The sequence below is a fragment of the Pseudomonas sp. B21-059 genome (assembly GCF_026016285.1).
GTDB lineage: Bacteria > Pseudomonadota > Gammaproteobacteria > Pseudomonadales > Pseudomonadaceae > Aquipseudomonas > Aquipseudomonas danubii.
In genome coordinates this window covers 935721-954879 of sequence record NZ_CP087201.1, presented here as the reverse complement: position 1 = coordinate 954879, position 19159 = coordinate 935721, and the positions used below count along the sequence as shown (strand labels likewise).

The 19159-nt window shown below is 64.4% G+C and carries 12 protein-coding genes and 1 pseudogene; 4 read left to right on the top strand and 9 right to left on the bottom strand.

The annotated features are described in order from the left end of the window. Nucleotides 1–24 precede the first annotated feature (24 nt). Nucleotides 25–810 carry a tetratricopeptide repeat protein gene (locus LOY69_RS04240; RefSeq protein WP_110596003.1) on the bottom strand — a complete coding sequence of 262 codons (786 nt, stop codon included), beginning with the start codon at nucleotides 808–810 and terminating at the stop codon, nucleotides 25–27. 3 nt (nucleotides 811–813) lie between these two features. Continuing rightward, nucleotides 814–1494, bottom strand: coding sequence for a Fe2+-dependent dioxygenase (locus LOY69_RS04235; protein ID WP_060842472.1), 681 nt, complete (start codon nucleotides 1492–1494; stop codon nucleotides 814–816). A gap of 207 nt (nucleotides 1495–1701) precedes the next feature. On the opposite strand from LOY69_RS04235, the gene LOY69_RS04230 reads away from it, so the two are divergent. After that, nucleotides 1702–3957, top strand: a complete 2256-nt coding sequence (locus LOY69_RS04230; RefSeq protein WP_265074173.1) for a TonB-dependent receptor — start codon at nucleotides 1702–1704, stop codon at nucleotides 3955–3957. A gap of 155 nt (nucleotides 3958–4112) precedes the next feature. Further along, nucleotides 4113–6644: a PepSY domain-containing protein gene (locus tag LOY69_RS04225; RefSeq protein WP_265074172.1), complete on the top strand. Its 2532-nt coding sequence runs from the start codon at nucleotides 4113–4115 to the stop codon at nucleotides 6642–6644. A 191-nt stretch (nucleotides 6645–6835) separates the two neighbouring features. Here the strand turns inward: LOY69_RS04225 and LOY69_RS04220 are convergent, their stop codons facing one another. The 5 genes from LOY69_RS04220 to ptsP form a co-directional block, all read right to left on the bottom strand. Continuing rightward, nucleotides 6836–8377, bottom strand: coding sequence for an alkaline phosphatase D family protein (locus tag LOY69_RS04220; protein WP_265074171.1), 1542 nt, complete (start codon nucleotides 8375–8377; stop codon nucleotides 6836–6838). 117 nt (nucleotides 8378–8494) lie between these two features. Beyond that, nucleotides 8495–8836, bottom strand: coding sequence for a DUF6124 family protein (locus LOY69_RS04215; RefSeq protein WP_102878342.1), 342 nt, complete (start codon nucleotides 8834–8836; stop codon nucleotides 8495–8497). 689 nt (nucleotides 8837–9525) lie between these two features. After that, a complete protein-coding gene (locus LOY69_RS04210) occupies nucleotides 9526–11268 on the bottom strand; it encodes a PTS fructose-like transporter subunit IIB (RefSeq protein WP_265074170.1) in 1743 nt (580 codons plus the stop codon). Between the two features lie 11 nt (nucleotides 11269–11279). After that, nucleotides 11280–12221, bottom strand: a complete 942-nt coding sequence (pfkB, locus tag LOY69_RS04205; RefSeq protein WP_265074169.1) for a 1-phosphofructokinase — start codon at nucleotides 12219–12221, stop codon at nucleotides 11280–11282. Beyond that, nucleotides 12221–15082 carry a phosphoenolpyruvate--protein phosphotransferase gene (ptsP, locus tag LOY69_RS04200; RefSeq protein WP_170001165.1) on the bottom strand — a complete coding sequence of 954 codons (2862 nt, stop codon included), beginning with the start codon at nucleotides 15080–15082 and terminating at the stop codon, nucleotides 12221–12223. Before ptsP ends, pfkB begins: the two co-directional genes overlap by 1 nt. 302 nt (nucleotides 15083–15384) lie before the next feature. Here ptsP and cra point away from each other — a divergent pair, with 302 nt between their 5' ends. After that, a complete protein-coding gene (gene cra / locus LOY69_RS04195; RefSeq protein ID WP_265074168.1) occupies nucleotides 15385–16380 on the top strand; it encodes a catabolite repressor/activator in 996 nt (331 codons plus the stop codon). 3 nt (nucleotides 16381–16383) lie between these two features. Then, the gene (locus LOY69_RS04190) at nucleotides 16384–17175 is read left to right on the top strand and encodes a TatD family hydrolase (protein WP_265074167.1); all 792 of its coding nucleotides are present in this window, start codon (nucleotides 16384–16386) and stop codon (nucleotides 17173–17175) included. Between the two features lie 18 nt (nucleotides 17176–17193). Here LOY69_RS04190 and LOY69_RS30500 read toward each other — a convergent pair whose 3' ends face one another. Continuing rightward, nucleotides 17194–17898: a methyl-accepting chemotaxis protein gene (locus tag LOY69_RS30500; RefSeq protein ID WP_372342434.1), complete on the bottom strand. Its 705-nt coding sequence runs from the start codon at nucleotides 17896–17898 to the stop codon at nucleotides 17194–17196. A gap of 153 nt (nucleotides 17899–18051) precedes the next feature. Continuing rightward, nucleotides 18052–18255: pseudogene (locus tag LOY69_RS30495) on the bottom strand (HAMP domain-containing protein); the annotation flags it as partial. Between the last annotated feature and the right edge of the window lie 904 nt (nucleotides 18256–19159).

Sequence of the window (19159 nt, the reverse complement as noted above, 5' to 3'; positions counted from 1 at the left end):
GGCTTTTCCTTGCGTCATCCCCACTCAGGCCAAGTCTGCAAGCCGCTCGCCATCCCGCTCATCACCCAATTGCGCTGCGCGCCGCTGATAGGCCTGGGCCAGTTCGCGAATCTTTGGATGCGTGGCATTGAGCAACGCAGCGCAAGCCACCCGCAGGAAATTCAGATTGCCGCCAGCTAACGCCTGCTGCAGCCAATCCACGGCTTCGTCGATACGACCGGCATCGGCCAGCACCGCCGCATAGCTGAACTGTCCACGGAAATCCCCGCCTTCGGCCGAGCGTCGATACCATTCGTGGGCCGCTTGCGGGTCGGCCGGACACACCAGCCCTTCCTCCAGGTAACGCCCCAGCAGGTTCATCGATTTGGCATGCCCCAGCTCTGCCGCACGGCGGTAGCAAGCCAGGGCCAGGGCGTGGTTTTGCGCCACGCCACGGCCGGTGGCCAGCAGGTTGGCGTAGTTGTACAGGCCCCAATCCAGCCCCGCTTCGGCGGCCAATCGATAATGCCCGGCAGCGCGGGCGGCATCCGCCGGGCAACCCCAGCCATGCTCATGGCAGCGGCCGAGCATGTTGCGCGCCATCAGGTGCCCACGTCGCGCGGCGATTTCGAACCAGCGCAAAGCCAGGGGTTGATCCTGCTGGATGCCGTGGCCGTCGAGGAGGATCTGTCCCAGCAGCGCCTGGGCCTCCACCAGCCCCTCTCGGGCCGCCACCAATATCGCCTGGGCCGCACGGGCCGGACTCTGTTGGAGCATGGCGCTCAGTTGCGCGCCGTCGAGGACTTCCTCGCGGCGAAGTTGAACAGTCACCGCCTACACCTCGACCCAGCGCCGCAGCAGGTTGTGATAAGTGCCGGTCAGGCGGATCAGCGAAGGATGCTCGGGCACATCCCGGGTCAGTTCCTGGATCGCTCCGTCCATCTCGAACAACAAGGCGCGCTGACTGTCTTCGCGCACCAGGCTCTGAGTCCAGAAGAAGGAGGCATAGCGAGCGCCGCGGGTTACCGGGTTGACCTTGTGCAGGCTGGTGCCGGGGTACAGCACCATGTCCCCCGCCGGCAGCTTGACCCGCTGCAGGCCGTAGGTGTCCTGGATCTCCAGCTCGCCGCCGTCGTAATCCTCGGGGTCGCTGAAGAACAGGGTCGATGACAGATCGGTGCGCACCCGCTCCGCGCTGCCCTTGGGCTGGCGCACAGCGTTGTCGATATGGAAGTCGAAACTGCCGCCGGCGGTGTAGCAGTTGATCAGCGGCGGGAACACCTTGTGCGGCAAGGCGGCGGACATGAACAGCGGGTTCTGCCACAGGCGATCGAGCATCGCCGCGCCGATCTCCTGGGCCAGCGGATGCCCTTCGGGCAGCTGCAGGTTGTGCTTGGCCTTGGCCGACTGGTAACCGGCGGTGATCTTGCCATCCGCCCAGTCCGCCTGCTCCAGGGCTTCACGGATGCGCCCTACTTCATCACGGGTGAACACGCCGGGGATGTGCAGCAACATGGCCAGGTACCTGAGCAGCGAAAGGCCCTCAATGGTATTGATTCTTATTGACTGTGTAAAACCCGGTGACGAATGAGCGCGCAAAAACCGTAAGGATAAATTGTAAAGATTGTAAATTCAGTGCGAATAGTAACGTTTCGCAATTGATAACGATTGTTTCTTTCCCCTATATTCCGCGACCTCAAATCCTTGGGGAGGGGAACCACCATGTCACGCCAACAACCACCATCTGCTGTCAGTTCACCACGCCTGCTGGCCTCCGCCATTGGCGTGGCGATTACCGCCGGCTCCGCGGGCCATATGGTCCAGGCCGCGCAAGACACCCAGCAAAAGACGGCGGGCAAGGCCATTGCCCTGGATGCCACCAGCATTACTGGTGAGGCCCAGGAGCAGACGTCTTACAAGGTCGACTCCTCCTCCTCGAAAAAATACACAGCACCATTGCGGGAAACGCCGAAAAGCGTGACGGTGATTCCCCAGCAAGTGATGCGCGACACTGCTGCCACCAGCCTGGTGGATGCCCTGCGCACCACACCCGGGATTACCTTTGGTGCCGGTGAAGGCGGCAACCCGGCCGGTGATCGCCCGATCATTCGCGGCTTCAACGCCGAAAGCGACGTGTTCATCGACGGCATGCGTGATCCTGCCTCGCAAAGCCGGGAGATCTTCAACGTCGAGTCCATCGAAGTCAGCAAGGGCCCTGGCTCGGCCTTTACCGGTGCCGGTTCCACCGGCGGCAGCCTGAACCTGGTGTCCAAGACCGCCAAACTGGGCAACTCCTACAACGGTGGTTTCACCTGGGGCTCGGACCAGACCAAACGCACCACCCTGGACCTCAACCAGCAGATGACCGACAGTTCGGCCTTTCGCCTGAACCTGATGAAGCACGAGGCCAACGTGGCCGGTCGCGACGCCGTGGAAGTCAGCCGCTGGGGCGTGGCGCCCTCCTTCGCGTTCGGCCTGGGCACCGACACCCGGGTCACCGTGGGCTACTACCACCTCAACACCGACGACATCCCGGACTACGGCATCCCGTTGACCAGCAGTGGCACCCGCCGCAGCAAGTACAACGTCGACAAACCGGTCAGCGTCAATCGTGACAACTTCTACGGTCTCACCGGCCGCGACTACCGCAAGACCAGCGAAGACAGCGGCACGATCAAGATCGAACACGATCTGAACGACAACCTGACCCTGTCCAACAGCTTCCGCCTGTCGCGCTCGACCCTGGACTACATCGTCACCAACCCGGATGACAGCCGTGGCAACGTGGCCAATGGCACCGTCTACCGCAGCCCGAAAAGCCGCAACTCGACCTCCAAGGGCTGGACCAACCAGACCGACCTGAGCGCCAAGTTCGACACCGGTTTCATCGAGCACAGCCTGGTGACCGGTATCGAGTTCTCCTACGTGGATACCCACAACCGTGCCTACGACGTGACTTCGGCAGTCAACGGCAGCACCTGTAACGCGGCCCTGATCGCCAACGGCGACTGCACCAGCCTCAACAACCCGACGCCGGGCGCCGGCTGGAACGGCACCATCAAGGACAGCGCGGCCTACACCGACACCGACACCAAGACCGCTGCGGCCTACGTGTTCGACACCCTGAAGTTCAACGAACAATGGTCGCTGAACCTGGGCCTGCGTTTCGACGACTACCAGACTCGTTCCAGCGGCTTCGCCACTCGGGCCCCGGCGGGTGAATTTGCCCGCGAGAACAACTCGCAGCTGTGGAACTACCAGGTTGGCGTGGTCTACAAACCACTGCCCAACGGCAGCGTCTACGCCGCCTACTCCACCTCCAGCAACCCGGCGGGCGAGACCAGCGGCAACGGCGGCCTGGACTTGGCCGCGAACAACAGCAGCCTGGACCCGGAAAAGAACCGCAACTACGAAGTGGGCACCAAGTGGGACTTCTTCGATGACGATCTGTCGTTGACCGCGGCCCTGTTCCGCACCGAGAAGACCAACGCGCGGATCAACGACCCCGATGGCGGCGCCACCCAGGTGCTGGACGGTGAACAACGGGTCAACGGCCTGGAACTGACCTACAGCGGCAAGCTGACTCGCAACTGGAAGGTCTACGGCGGCTACACCTACATGGAAAGCGAAGTGGTGAAAACCACCCTGGCGGTGGACGAGGGCAACCACACCCCGAGCACACCACGGAACAACTTCACCCTGTGGTCGACCTATGACCTGATCCCGGAACGCCTCACTGTCGGCGCCGGCGCCACCTTCGTCGATTCGCAGTTCGGCAACATCGCCAACTCGGTGGAGATCCCGTCCTACTGGCGCTACGACGCCATGGCCAGCTACAAGCTGACCAAGAACGTCGACCTGCAGCTCAACGTGCAGAACCTGACCGACAAGCGTTACTTCGACCAGGTGTTCCAGACCCACTACGCCCACGTAGCCGCCGGCCGTACCGCCCTGATGAGCGCCAACTTCCACTTCTGACCCAGCAGCCGACCGCCTGTGGCCCCCGCCACAGGCCGCCAAGCCCCACGCATTGCAATGCCTGGGGCTTTTGCGTGTAAAAAAGAATGCTTCTCGACAACCCACGGCATACTGCGCGCCGTGTTTTCTCTCTCTGGACGAACAAGGCGAGTGACGTGTTGAAGAAAACCCTGTTCCAGCTGCACTGGTTCTTCGGCATCAGCGCGGGGCTGATCCTGGCCCTGATGGGCATCACCGGGGCGACGGTGTCGTTCCAGGACGAGATCCTGCGCGCCCTCAACCCATCGGTGCTGCAAGTCGACAAGCTCCCCGCCGGGGTGCTGCCACCCGCCGAACTGGTGGACAAAATCCAGGCCGCCGAAGGCAAGACCGTGTCCATGCTCTGGGTGGAAACCGACAGCGGCAACGCCGCGCGGGTGTTCTTCACCCCGCCGCCGGGGGAACGCCGCGGCCAGATGCGCTACTTCGATCCCTACACCGGCGAGTTCCTGGGCGACGCGGTCGGCCAGGACTTCTTCGGCTTGATGCTGCAGCTGCACCGTTTCCTGGCCATCGGCGACACCGGCCGGCAGATCACCGGCGCCTGCACCCTGATCCTGATCTTCTTCTGCCTGTCCGGGCTGTACCTGCGCTGGCCGCGTCAGGTCGGCAACTGGCGCGTATGGCTGACACTGGACTGGGCCAAGAAAGGCCGCGGCTTCAACTGGGACCTGCACGCGGTGTTCGGCACCTGGTGCCTGCTGTTCTACCTGCTGTTCGCCCTCACCGGCCTGTACTGGTCCTACGACTGGTACCGGGAGGGCCTGACCAAACTGCTCTCCGACGCGCCACACAGTGAACGCCAGCGCGGCGGTCGCGGCGGCCCACCGCCCAAGGGCCCCGCCCCCGTGGCGGACTACAACGCCCTGTGGAGCAGCATCTACAGCGCTGCCGGCAAGGACCTCAGCGGCTACAACATCCGCATGCCCGCCGTGGCCGGCCAGCCGGCGACGGTGTTCTACCTGCTCAAGGATTCGCCCCACGATCGAGCGCTGAACCAACTGACCCTGGACCCCGCCACCGGAGTCATCAGCCGTCATGAGCGCTACGCCGACAAGAGCCTCAAGGCGCAGTTGCTCACCAGCGTCTACGCCCTGCACGTGGGCAGCTACTTCGGCCTGATCGGACGCATCGTGCTGACCCTGGCCTCATTGAGCATGCCGCTGTTCTTCGTCACCGGCTGGCTGCTGTACCTGGATCGCCGGCGCAAAAAGCGCCAGATCAAGAACGCACGCCAAGGCCTGGAAAGCAGCGCCGACGATGGCTCCGCGTGGCTGATCGGCTTCGCCAGCCAGAGCGGTTTTGCCGAACAATTGGCCTGGCAGACTGCCGGGCAATTGCAAGCTGCCGGGGTCAGCGCCAAGGTCCAGTCGCTGGCCAGCCTCAGCGAGCAGGATCTGCGCAGCGCCCAACGCGCGCTGTTCATAGTCAGCACCTTCGGCGACGGTGAAGCCCCGGACAGCGCCCGCGGCTTCGAACGCAAACTGCTGGGCCGCGAGCTGCCGCTTGCGGGCTTGCAATACGCCGTGCTCGGCCTCGGCGACCGCCAGTATCAGCACTTCTGCGGCTTTGCCCGGCGCCTGCATGACTGGTTGTCGAGCCAGGGCGGCAACACCCTGTTCGCCCCCATCGAAGTGGACAGCGGCGACAGCTACGCCCTGCGCCACTGGCAACAGCAACTGGGCCAACTGACCGGACAGGCTCCCGTGAACCTGTGGCAGGCCCCGGCCTTCGACAACTGGACCTTGAACACCCGAACCCTGCTCAACCCTGAAAGCAGCGGTTCCGGGGTCTACCTGCTGCAGTTGCTGGCCCCCAGTACCAGTAGCTGGCTGGCCGGGGATCTGGTGGAAGTCATGCCGCGCAACAGCCGCGGCGCGGTGGTGGATTTCCTCGTCGGCCTGGGCCTCTCCGGCAACACCCCGGTGCAACTGGATGGCCTGCAAGAAAGCCTGGAACAGGCCCTGGGCAGCCGCCAGCTGCCAGACAACCGCAGCCATCTGGTGGGGCTGCATGCCCAGGCCCTGGTGGACGCCCTGGTGCCCCTGAGCATGCGCGAATACTCCATCGCCTCGATTGCCGCCGACGGCTGCCTGGAACTTCTGGTGCGTCAGGAATGCCACCCCGATGGCAGCCTGGGGATTGGTTCCGGCTGGCTCACCGAGCATGCCGCGGTGGGTTCCAGCATCAGCCTGCGGGTGCGCCGCAACAGCGGCTTCCACCTGCCGGCCGAACCTTGCCCGCTGATTCTGCTGGGCAACGGCACCGGGTTGGCGGGCCTGCGCAGTTTGCTCAAGGCACGGATCGCCGACGGCCAGCAACGCAACTGGCTGATCTTTGGCGAGCGCAACGCCGAGCATGATTTCTACTGCAAGGATGAACTGCAGGAATGGCGCACCCGGGGCGACCTGAGCCGCCTGGACCTGGCGTTCTCCCGGGACCAGGCCGAGAAGATCTACGTCCAGGACCGCCTGCGCCAAGCGGCCGACGAGCTGAAAAAATGGCTGGCCGACGGCGCCGCGATCTACATCTGCGGCAGCTTGCAGGGCATGGCTTCAGGGGTGGATCAGGTGCTCAACGAGGTACTGAGCGCAGACCAGGTCGAACGCCTGATCGAACAGGGGCGCTACCGCCGCGACGTTTACTGAGGCGTCAGGCGCTTCGCCGGCAACCCGGCTCTACACCACTCCTACGGCCCCCTCCTGCGTAGGAGCTGGCTTGCCAGCGAAAGCGCCCGTCAGATCAGCGCAAGGCTCAAGGCCCTCTTCGCCGGCAAGCCGGCTCCTACATCGATCCTGCTGCCCACTCCTCCTACGGAACGGGATGCTGGCGAGGAGGGTTACACCGGTTGCAGGTTGTGCTCGTACACCGCCACGCCATCCAGGTCCCGCAGGATCACCTTCAGCTCTGCAGTCTGCCCGTCGATCTGCACTTCGCCAAAGAACTGGAAACCGGCAAAGGGCGAAGTGTTCTGCGCCGGCGGCGCCTTCTGAAACACCACTTCCGGGCCGAAGGTTTTATCCAGCAAATTGGGCCCGAAACTCCCGGCATTCAGCGGGCCCGCAACAAACTCCCAGAACGGCTCGAAATCCTGGAACGCCGCGCGATCCGGGTGGTAATGGTGAGCCGCGCAGTAATGCACGTCCGCCGTCAGCCACACATGGTTGCGCACCTGATGCTTGCGCAGATGCGCCAGCAATTCGGCAATCTCCAGCTCACGCCCCTGAGCCGGTCCCGGGTCGCCGTTGGCAACGGCCTCCCAACGCGCCACACCGGGGCTGACTTCACCATCGGGCACACCGAGGCCAATGGGCATGTCCGCCGCCACCACTTTCCACTGGGCCTGCGAATCCTTGAGTTCACGCTTCAACCAATCCAGCTGCTCACGGCCCAGGAAGGGTTTCTCGCCACCGAGGTTGTCATCGTTGGCCCCGCGATAACTGCGCATATCTAGCACGAACACATCCAGCAGCGGCCCATAGCTGAGCTTGCGGTAAATCCGCCCGCCGCCATTGGCGCTCTGCCGGCGCATCGGCGCATACTCCAGCCACGCCTGGCGCGCGCGACCCACCAGGGTCTGGATATCCTTGACCGCGTAGCGCTCGTCCAACTGTTTGCCGGGCGACCAGTTGTTGACCACCTCGTGGTCGTCCCACTGCCAGATCTGCGGCACCTCGGCGTTGAAGCGACGCAGGTTCTCGTCCATCAGGTTGTAGCGGTAATTGCCCCGGTATTCGTCGAGGGTCTCGGCCACCTTGCTCTTGGCCTCGGTGGTGATATTGCGCCAGACGCGCCCGTCCTCCACGGTCAACTGCGCCGGCACCGGGCCGTCGGCGTAAATGGTGTCGCCGCTGTGGATAAAGAAGTCCGGCAAACGCAGGCGCATGGCCTCATAAATGCGCATGCCGCCGATGTCCGGGTTGATGCCGAAGCCCTGGCCCACCGTGTCGCCGCTCCAGACGAAACGGATATCCCGGCGTTGCGTCGGCGCACTGCGCAAATGGCCGAACCACGGCTCACTGGCCACACCGCTCTGGGCATCCTCGAACCTCACCCGATAAAAGATCGCCTGATCGGCCGGCAACCCGGTCAACTCCACCCGCGCGGTAAAATCCGTGCGCGCATCGGCCAGCGGCGAGATAAACCGCCGAGGGTTGCCGAACAGGCTTCGCGTGTCCCACTCCACCACCATCCGCGCCGGGCGATCCGTGCGGCTCCAGATCATCGCCCTATCCCCCAGCAGATCCCCGGACTGCACCCCATCGGTGAGCTGCGGCCGATCCTTGACCGAAGCAATCACCGCCGGCGCCAGACTCGGCAGCAACAGCCCCGCCCCGGCGATTTGCATGATCCGACGACGGCCGAGGTTGAACTCGCTCATGGTGACTCCCTGACAATGGTCAAAAGGCAACCTTAGTCAGCGGGGATGAAGGGGGTGTGACAGGACGGTGGCGAGGCCGCTTGCTCCCTCGCCACACAAAAGCGGCTAGCTAAGCGCTCAAGAGGAAGTGTGGCGATTGCCATCAAGCAAGGCATCGACCACGCCACGGGCCATTTCCACAGAATGCACCAGGGACCAGATCAGGCCACGCTCAATGCCGCTGGCATGTTCGGTGATCTCGTCGGACACCTCTTCGGCGGCTTTGAGCAGCATGGAAACGTGGAGCAAGGCCTCCTCGGCGCTGATGCCGGGGCGGACGGTGAAGGGGGAACCAGCGCTAATGGGCGTGCTGACTGTTTCTTTAAGGGCTTTGAGCACTGCGTGGTTGGCTGCATCGTGCTTGAAATCGCATAAACGACGAGCACGCGAGATATGAGAGGTCGAGTTTGAACGTTTCATGAAGCTCCTCCGAATGAATGGAGTCGCCATAACCTATCAGAACAAGTAGAAACTCCACTGACTGGATACGGGACCGAAATCCCTGAGCTCAGGCTGCTAACCCCGGACACTAAACTGCAGTGACGCCCCGAAGACTAGCCAGCAAATTATGCAGTCACAAGCGCCTAAGAACGTCTCCGACCAACCTTACAAAAGAAAGAGATTTTCCCGACTTGCATCGCTGACAAATGCCTTCGGAAACCTCAACACCCAACGCCAGCTTCTCTGTCGTTCGCAACCTGCGGCAGCGACTACACCAGCCCAACCCCAAAACGCCCCAAACACCCCCACCCATCGCCCAAACGCGCCGGCCGGTAGGCCGCGCCGCCAGGCTTTTGATGTTGATCCACCCGCCCCCTTCGGCAGGCCGAGTGGAGGTGTTTATCAGGGGATTGGCGCGCAGCGCCCCTCGACGTAGTCGAGGACATCGCTGGAAGCGATGCCCCCTGATAAGCACCGGAGGGAGGGAACCTGAGCGCAGCGAAGGCCGTACGCGGGGGCAAGACCTTTTGGTTCCTTTTGTGGCGTTTGACAAAAGGGACTCGCCGTAAGGGCGAAACCGCCAGCCGACGTTACCGCAGCAACGGATATGCACTCCGTACCGATGCACCAGGCCGGCTTCAAGGCCGCCTTCTCCGGCAAGCCGGCTCCTACGAAGACGCAGGTTGCAGGGCCAGCTCCACCGCCTCGGGCCGCTTCAGCAGCGCATACACCACCGCCGTCAGCAGACTCCCCGCAACAATCGCCAGCAAATACAGCAGCGCATGATTGATCGCATTCGGAATCAACATCACAAACAGGCCGCCATGGGGCGCCATCAGCTTGCAGCCGAAATACATCGACAAGGCCCCAGTCAGAGCACCGCCAGCAATGCTCGCCGGAATCACCCGCAGTGGATCTTTGGCGGCAAACGGAATCGCCCCTTCGGAGATAAAGCACAACCCCAACACCAGCGCCGCCTTGCCGGCTTCACGTTCGGTCTGGGCAAATTTGCGCCGGGCAATGAAGGTGGCAATCCCTAAGCCAATCGGCGGCACCATGCCCGCGGCCATGGTCGCGGCCATCGGTGCATAACTCTGGGAGGCCAGCAGCCCCACCGAAAACGCATAGGCCGCCTTGTTGATCGGCCCGCCCAGGTCAACGCACATCATCCCGCCCAGCAGTACCCCAAGCAGAATGGCGTTGGTGGTGCCCATGCTGTCGAGGAAGTGGGTCAGCGCCGCGAGCATGCCCGCCACCGGTTTGCCCACCACGTAGATCATCACCAGCCCGGTAAACAGACTGGCCAGCAGCGGGATGATCAGGATCGGCTTCAACGCCTCCAGGCTTTGCGGCAGTCGCACATATTGGCTGATCGCCTTGGCCGCATAACCGGCCAGAAACCCGGCGACGATGCCGCCGATAAAACCCGCGCCCAGGGTGCTGGCGAGCAGGCCGCCGATCATCCCCGGCGCCAGACCAGGCCGGTCGGCGATGGAGTAGGCGATGTAACCGGCCAGCAGCGGCACCATCAACTTGAAGGCGGTCTCGCCGCCGATCTGCATCAAGGCCGCGGCCAGGGTGCCCTCTTCTTTGAAGGCGGTAATGCCGAAGACGAAGGACAGGGCAATCATCAAGCCGCCCGCTACCACCATCGGCAGCATGAACGACACGCCAGTCAGCAGGTGTTTGTAGACCCCGGTCTTTTCCTGCTTGGCCGGTGCCTGGGCGCCTGCAGCCGTGGACTCCAACTGGCCCTCGGCCAAGGCCTTGTTCAGGGTCGCCTCGGACTGTTTCAAAGCCACGCCGGTGCCGCAGCGGTAGATGCGCTTGCCGGCAAAACGCTCGGTGGCCACTTCGATGTCCGCCGCCAGCAGCACCACGTCGGCGGCGGCGATGGCTTCGGCGCTCAGCGGGTTACGGGCGCCCACCGAGCCCTGGGTTTCCACTTGCAGGTCGTAGCCCAGGCGCTTGGCGGTCTGCTGCAAGGCCTCGGCGGCCATGAAGGTGTGAGCCACACCGGTCGGGCAGGCGGTGATCGCCACCAGGCGCGGCGCGCGTTTGCCCGCCTCGACCACCGGCTCGGCACTGGCCTCGGTGGCGACATGGACCTGGGCCTCTTCGGCGCCGCGACGCAGCACCGCGTCGACGTCCTGCAGAGCCTGGGACGGAGTGCTGCGGTAGACCCGCTTGCCGACAAAACGCGACAGGTCCACAGGCCCGGTGCTGACGACCAGCACCCACTCGGCGGCCTCAATGGTGGCCGCTGACAGTTGGCGCTCGGGGTGTGCGTCATCGTGCACTTCAACGCTGGTACTCCAGCCCTGGCGCTGGGCCGCAGCGTCCAGCAGGCGGGCACAGAGCACGCTGGTGACCATGCCGTTGGGGCAGGCGGTAATAATGGCTAACTTCATACGCAACCCTCTTATTGTTCTAGGAGGGGATGCACGCGCACCCCCTGCTCCAGCCGGGCCAGTTGGGCCCTGTCGCTGATGCCGAAACCGATCTGGGTCACGGCCATGGCGGCAATCGCCGTGGCGGTGCGCAGGGTCTGTTCGAACGGCTGGACGCCGAGCAGGCCGTGGAGCATGCCCGCCAGCAGCGAGTCGCCAGCGCCCACGGTGCTGACCACGCTGACCTTGGGCGGCTGGGCCTGCAAGGACAGTCCGGCGCTAAACCAGTTCACCCCTTCGGCGCCGTGAGAAATCACCACGTGCTCGACGCCTTGGGCCTGCAGAAGACGCGCCGCCTCGGCCTGCACCGCCACGCCAAGCACCGGGCTGCCCAGGGCATCTGCCAGTTCTTCAGTGTTGGGCTTGATCAACCAGGGCCCCGTCGTCAGGCCGGCGCGCAAGGCGGCGCCGCTGGTGTCGAGGGCGACCTTCAGGCCCAGGCTTTTCAGGCGCAGCAACAGCGCCTGGAACCATTCGGGGCTGACGCCTCGCGGCAAGCTGCCGGCCACCACCACCGCGTCATGCCCGAGAGCGATCTGTTCCAGACGCTCAAGCAAGGCCTGTTGCGCCGCCTCGCTGACCTCGGGCCCAAGGCCGTTGATATCGGTAATGCGCCCGTCGCTTTCGGCCAGCTTGATGTTGCTGCGGGTGTCGCCGGGCACGCGGATAAAGGCATCGACAAACCCGCGCTGGGCGAACAGCGCGTCAAACGCCTGTGGATTGTTTTCCCCGAGAAAGCCGCTGACGGTCAGTTGATGACCGAGGTCGGCCAGCACCTGGGCCACGTTCAGGCCCTTGCCTGCGGCATGGGTGTGCATGGCATCGCTGCGGTTGACCTGCCCCGCCTCCAGGTGCGCCATCTGGACGGTGAGGTCCAGCGCCGGATTGAGGGTCAGGGTGAGAATCTTTGCCATTACATGGCCTCCACTAGGGCACGCACTTCGTGGGCGCTGCCGACGGCCAAAGCCTGTTGAGCAAGGGTTTGCGCCTGGGTCAGGCTGAGTTCGCGAATCCGCGCCTTGACCTCGGCGATGCTGCGCCCGGAGACGCTCAGTTCATCCACCCCCAGACCCACCAGCACCGGCACCGCCAGCGGATCGGCCGCCAGTTCGCCGCAGACCCCGACCCATTTGCCGTGGGCATGGGCGGCACGCACGGTGATGTCGATCAGTTGCAGCACCGCCGGGTGCAGGCCATCGGCCTGGGCAGAGAGCGTCGGGTGGCCACGGTCGATGGCCAGGGTGTATTGGGTCAGGTCGTTGGTGCCGACGCTGAAGAAGTCCACTTCCTTGGCCAGCACCGGCGCCAGCAGGGCGGCGGACGGCACTTCGATCATGATCCCCAGTTGCAGGTCGGCCACGGGAATTTCCTGGCGCAGGCGCTCGGTCATGTCCCGGGCCTGGCGCCATTCTTCGACGCTGCCGACCATGGGGAACATGATCCGCAGCGGGCGGTTGTCCGCCGAGCGCAGCAGGGCGCGCAATTGCGCTTCCATGATCAGCGGCCGCTGCAGAGTCAGGCGGATGCCGCGCACGCCGAGGAAGGGGTTTTCTTCCTTGGCGATCGGCCAGTAAGGCAGCGGTTTGTCACCGCCCACATCCAGGGTACGCACCACCAGCGGACGCCCGGCAAGGCCGTCAAGTACGCGGCGGTATTCGGCTTCCTGGGTGGCTTCGTCCGGGGCCTGGGGATGGGCCATGAAGATCAGTTCGGTGCGCAGCAGGCCGATGCCTTCGGCGCCGTTTTCCACAGCGGCGGCGACACCGGCGCTTTCACCGATATTGGCGAACACCTCGACGGCATGACCGTCCGTGGTATGGGCCTGTTGATGGCGTTGCTCGGCGGCGGCCTTGAGGCGTTGCTCGCGGGTGTCACGTTCCTCGGCGGCCCGCTGCAGGGTGTGGCTATCAGCGTCGACATGCAGGCGACCGCGCTGGCCGTCCAGCAGCAAGGGCGTGCCGGACTTGATCAGCAGCACGCTTGCGCCCGCGCCCACCAGGGCCGGAATGCCTAGGGCCCGGGCGACGATGGCGCTGTGGGCGGTGGCGCCGCCGCGGGCGGTGAGAATGCCGGCGACACGGGCCGGATCGAGGCGCGCGACGTCCGAGGGTCCGACTTCATCCATCACCAGGATGTAGGGCTGGTCCGGCTCGGCCGGGGTTTCGATGCCGCACAGTTGGGCCAGTACCCGGCGGCCGATGTCCCGCAGGTCGGCGGCACGTTCGGCGAGCAAGGCGTCCTGCAGGGCTTCCTGTTGTTTGGCGGCGGTTTCGATCACGGTCATCCAAGCTGCTTCCGCGCTTTCGCCCTGCTTGAGGCGGGTGTCCACCTCGTCGGTCAGCTCGGGGTCGTCGAGCATTTCCTGGTGGGTGATGAAGATCTCGCGAATGGCCTTGGACTTGCTGCGCTGGACCAGCCCATCGATGTCCTGGCGCACGTCGGCCAGGGCCTGCTGCAGGCGCTGGCGCTCGATGGCGGTGGACTCACCCCGCAGCGGGTAGTCGATGGCTTGCTGAACCTGGATGTGGGCCGGGCCGATGGCGATGCCGGGAGCGGCGGCGATGGCCTGGATCAGGCTGCCGGAGGCCGGAGCGCTGAGCGGCACCACGACTTCCTGCGGTTCTTCCCGGAGGGCGCTGGCCGCCGGCAGGGGCTCAACGGTTTCCCCGAGGCCGGCTTCGATGGCCGCCAGCAGGGCCGGCAAGGCATCAGCGGCAATGCTCGGTTCAGCGATCAGCTCCAGCACCTGGCCGCGTCGAGCACCGAGGCTCAGCAGCTTGCTCAGGCTTTTCACCGAGACCGCCGAAGCTGCGCCATCGGCGATACGGATGCGGATCTCGCCCTCGAAATTCTTCGCCAACTGCGCCAATTCCTTGGCCGGGCGCGCATGCAGGCCGTGGGCATTGGCCAGGGCGATGCGGGCGCTGGGCCAGTCTGCCGGCAACTCACCGCCGAGCACTTCCAGCACCGCGCGACGGCTGGTGGCGCGGCCCAGTTCCTGGCCCCGGCCTTCGATCAACAGCGCGCACAAACGCTCCAGCAAGGCTTGATGAGCTTCTCCCAGGCTGGCCAGGCAGAACAGGCCGCTCAGGGGCTGGCCCAGGTAACGAATGGGTTTGTCCGGGGTGACAAACGCCAGCCCCGGGCGCAGCACGGTCTGCTCGCTGTGCAACCACCACAGGCCGTCGCCCAGGGGCAGCGCATCCACCTGTTGCAGCACCGCGGCAAAGCCGTTGCTCACGCACTCGGCCTGGCGCAGCAGGCGGGCGCCGCGCCAGACCAGTTCTTCGAAGTCTTCCGCCGCGACCCCGAGGCCGATCATCTGCGCGTCCAGCGCCAGTTCCTGGGGCGCGCCCTGCAACAGCTTGAGCAGGGCCTCCGGGGAACTGGCACGACGCAGGGCCTGGCCCAGGTCGGTTTCCCCCAGGGCCCGGGTCAGCAGTTGCAGCAGGCGCAAATGCTCGTCGGATTTGGCCGCGATGCCGATGGCCAGGTAGACGATCTGCCCGTCGCCCCAGTCCACGCCGTCGGGAAACTGCAGCAGGCGCACGCCGGTGGCAAACACCTGATCGCGGGTTTCCGGGGTGCCGTGGGGAATGGCGATGCCTTGACCGAGAAAGGTCGAGCCCTGGGCTTCGCGGGCCTTGAGGCCGGCCAGATAACCTTCGGCCACCAGGCCGTCAGCCACCAGTTTGTCGGCCAGCAAATGCAGCGCCGCGGACTTATCCACAGCCGTTTGGCCCATGGATATCTGCTCTACAGTGAGCTCGAGCATGGCTTCTCCTATTTAGCGCGGCAGGGGGCGGCGCTAGGTATTGTTTTAAGTAAGCAGCGTAGGCGTGTTTAGGGCCACAAACGGGACTTGTTACCGGGCAGGGGCAGTTTTCCGTTTATGATCTAGCCTAGAAAATACGCCTGCTGAAACGTTTAATCTAGCAAGTTTGCTAAGTTACTCGATAATCTCGGCGCCTTGAAGTCCTTCTGCTCGATGGCCGGTTCCGACGTTGGTCGCCTGCCCAGATCAGGTAGGATTGGCGAAAATGTCGGGGCAAGCACCAAAAACAAGGAAATCCCGGGTTGAAACTCAGTGATATCGCTCGCCTGGCCGGTGTGTCCGTCACCACCGCCAGTTACGTCATCAACGGCAAGGCCGAACAACAACGCATCAGCAACGCCACCGTGGAACGGGTGCGCGCGGTGGTGGAGGAACACGGCTTCACCCCCAACCCCCAGGCCGCCGGCTTGCGCAGCCGCCACACCCGGACCTTGGGGTTCATTCTTCCGGACCTGGAAAACCCCAGCTACGCGCGCATCGCCAAGCTGCTGGAGCAAGGTGCTCGGGCCCGGGGTTATCAGTTGCTGATCGCCAGCTCCGACGATGCGCCGGACAGCGAGCGGCAATTGCTCCAACTGTTTCGCGCGCGGCGTTGCGATGCGCTGTTCGTCGCCAGCTGCCTGCCGCCGGAAGACGACAGCTATGAGCAATTGCAGGCCCAAGGCCTGCCGATCATCGCCATCGACCGGGTGATGCCGTCCGAGCTGTTCTGCTCGGTGATCAGCGACGACCTGCACGCCAGCCTGCTGCTGACCCAGAGCCTGCTTGAGCCCGAGCCCAAGCAGATCGTGCTGATCGGCGCGCGCCCGGAACTGAGCATCAGCCAGGAGCGCGCCGCCGGGTTCCGCCAGGCCCTGCAAGGCTTCGGCGGTGAGGTGCTGATCGAGCACGGCGAAGCCTTCAGTCGTGATTGCGGCCGGCAGTTGATGGAAGAGTTGCTACAGCGCCTGGGGCACCTGCCGGATGCCCTGGTGACCACCTCCTATGTGCTGCTGCAGGGGGTGTTCGACGCTTTGCACGACTTCCCGCTCAAATCCCGGCCACTGCGCCTGGGCACCTTCGGTGATACCCAGTTGCTGGACTTCTTGCCGCTGCCGGTCAACGCCATGGCCCAGCAGCACAAGCTGATCGCCGAGAAAGCCCTGCAACTGGCCCTGGCCGCCATCGAAGAAGGGCAATACCAGCCCGGCGTCCAGGCCATCGCCCGGACCTTCAAACAGCGCATCCGGCAGGCTTGAACCGTGGAACTGATCGACACCCACACCCATCTGGATTTTCCGGATTTCGACGACGACCGTGAGGCGCTGCTGGCCGACAGCCGCGCCCGGGGCGTCTCGCGAATGGTGGTGCTGGGGGTCTATCAGGCCAATTGGCAGCGGGTCTGGGACCTGGTGCAGAGCGATGCCAGGTTGTACGCGGCCTTTGGCCTGCACCCGGTCTATCTGGACGCTCATCAACCCGCCGACCTCCAGCAACTGGGGGACTGGCTGACGCGATTGGCAGGGCATCCCCAGCTGTGCGCGGTGGGCGAGATCGGCCTGGATTACTTTCTTGCGCAATTGGACCGCGAGCGCCAGCAATCGCTGTTCGAGGCCCAGTTGCAGCTGGCGGCGGACTTTCATTTGCCCGCCCTGCTGCACGTGCGGCGCAGTCACGCGGCGGTGATCGCCACCTTGAAGCGTTTCAAGCTCAAGCGCGGCGGCATCATCCACGCCTTTGCCGGCAGCCGCGAGGAAGCCCGGGAATACATCAAGCTGGGGTTCAATCTGGGCCTGGGCGGCGCCGCTACCTGGCCTCAGGCATTGCGCCTGCGCAAGGTCCTGGCCGACCTGCCCCTGGACTCTGTGGTGCTGGAGACCGACTCGCCGGACATGGCGCCCGCCATGTTTCCCGGCCAGCGCAACAGTCCGCAGCATTTACCGGCGATCTGCAGCGCCCTGGCAGACATCATCGGCATCGCTCCCGAGCAACTGGCCAGGGCCAGCACCGGTAATGCCTGCGAGCTGTTCGGCTGGCCCTCAAGCGCGCCGTAACGATCGCCCCCTCCCCGGTCAGACGCGGAACGCACCAATCAGCTGTTTCAACTGCACCACCTGGGCCGACAGCTGGCGGCTGGCATCCTCGGTCTGGTGCGCGCCCTCGGCGGTGCGTTCACCGGCACGATTGATCTCGACAATGTTCTGGTCAATGTCGTGGGCCACTGCCGTCTGCTGCTCTACGGCAGCGGCGATTTGCTGGTTCTGGTCGACGATCATGCCTACAGCACCCAGGATGTTTTCCAGGGCCTGCTGAACCTTTTCCGACTGGTCGACCGTGCCATTGGCCATGGCGTGACTGCTGCCCATGGCCTTGACCGCCGCGCCGACGCCGCCGTGGAGCTTGCCGATCATTTCCTCGATTTCTTCGGTGGATTGCTGAGTGCGCTTGGCCAGGGTCCGTACTTCATCGGCCACCACGGCAAAGCCCCTGCCTTGCTCGCCGGCGCGGGCGGCCTCGATGGCGGCATTCAGGGCCAGCAGGTTGGTCTGTTCGGCAATGCTCTTGATCACTTCCAGCACCCGACTGATGGACTGGCTGTCGCTGGCCAACTGGTTGATCACCCGCACCGACTGATCGATCTCGCTGGCCAGGCGAGCAATGCTGTCCTGCTGGGACTCCACCAGCCCACGGCCGCTGATGGTTTCGTCGTTGACGCTGTGGGCACTGCTGACTGCCGCCGCCGCGCTGCGGGCCACTTCCTGGGAGGTGGCGGACATCTGGTTCATGGCCGTGGCCACTTGTTCGATCTGGCTGCGCTGGCCGGCCACGGCCTGGTTGCTCTGGGCCGAGACGCTTTCCACCTGTCCGGCCTGGCGCTCCACTTCGCTGACGGTATGGCCGACCCGTTCGATCAGGTCGTGGATCTTGCGCACCGTGCCGTTGAACACACTGCCCAGTTCGCCCAGCTCATCACGGCTGTGGGCGGTGAAGGTGACGGTCATGTCCCCCGCCGCCACCTTGTCCATCATCGCTCCCAGTTGGCGCAGGGTGGTGCGGGTGGAGGCATAGAAGCCGCCGTACAGATAAACGATGGAGAGAAACACCAGGGCCAGGGCCGCTACCAGCAGCACCATGTGGCTGCGGTTCTGCTCCAGGCGTTTTTGCAGCTCGACATCAAGGAACTTCAAGGTGCCTTCGTTGAGTTGATAGGTCTGCGCCATCAGGCTGCTGACCTGGTCGTAGAACCCCTGCCAGGGCGCGTCCAGGGTATCGGCCATCACCACCTGCTCTTCGAACAGTTCGCTGGCCTGCTTGAGGCTGCCTTTGCTGGCACTGGCCAGGCTGTCCAGGGCGTCGTGGGCGGCGCGGCTGGAGCCCAGGGCATCCTGCAGCTTGAGTCCGTACTCGGCCTGAAGCTTTTCGATCTGCACCAGCAGCTCGTCGAAGCGGGTGCTGGATGAAGAGTTGAGAAAACCCTGGCCCAGGGAATAGGCGCCCATGGCCCGACCTTCTCCCAGGGTCTGGGTGACTTGCGGGGTGACGCTGGTGATCAGCTCGCTGAGCTGGCGGATATCGCCCTGAGCATCGCGGCTCAGGCCCGACTGGCTGGCGATGATCTGGCTGAACAGTTGCGCGCTGCCCAGCAGCTTGCCGATCAGCCCGCTTTTGTTCAGCAGCGAGCTTTCCACCTGCTGGGCCTTGAAGGCCGCCACCAGCTCGTCGCGCTTGGCGTTGAACACCTCGACCTGCTGGGGATCGACGGTGACGGCCTCAAGAGCCTGCATGCGCTCGAGCACGGACTTTTCCAGGGCGACTATCTTGCCCTCCAGATCCCCTGCCTTGCCGGACTGACCAAGGCTGGCGTTGATCTGCACCAGGTTGTTGAGGGTCTCCAGGTCCCGGCGCAGGGCCAGGCTGCTGCCCAACAGGTCGAGACTTTGCAGTTCGACCCGGGTGCCCTGGAACTCCCGGTAGGAGTCGCGTACCAGATAGAAGTTGGTCACCAGCATGGGCACAAAGAACAGCACGCTGATCAGG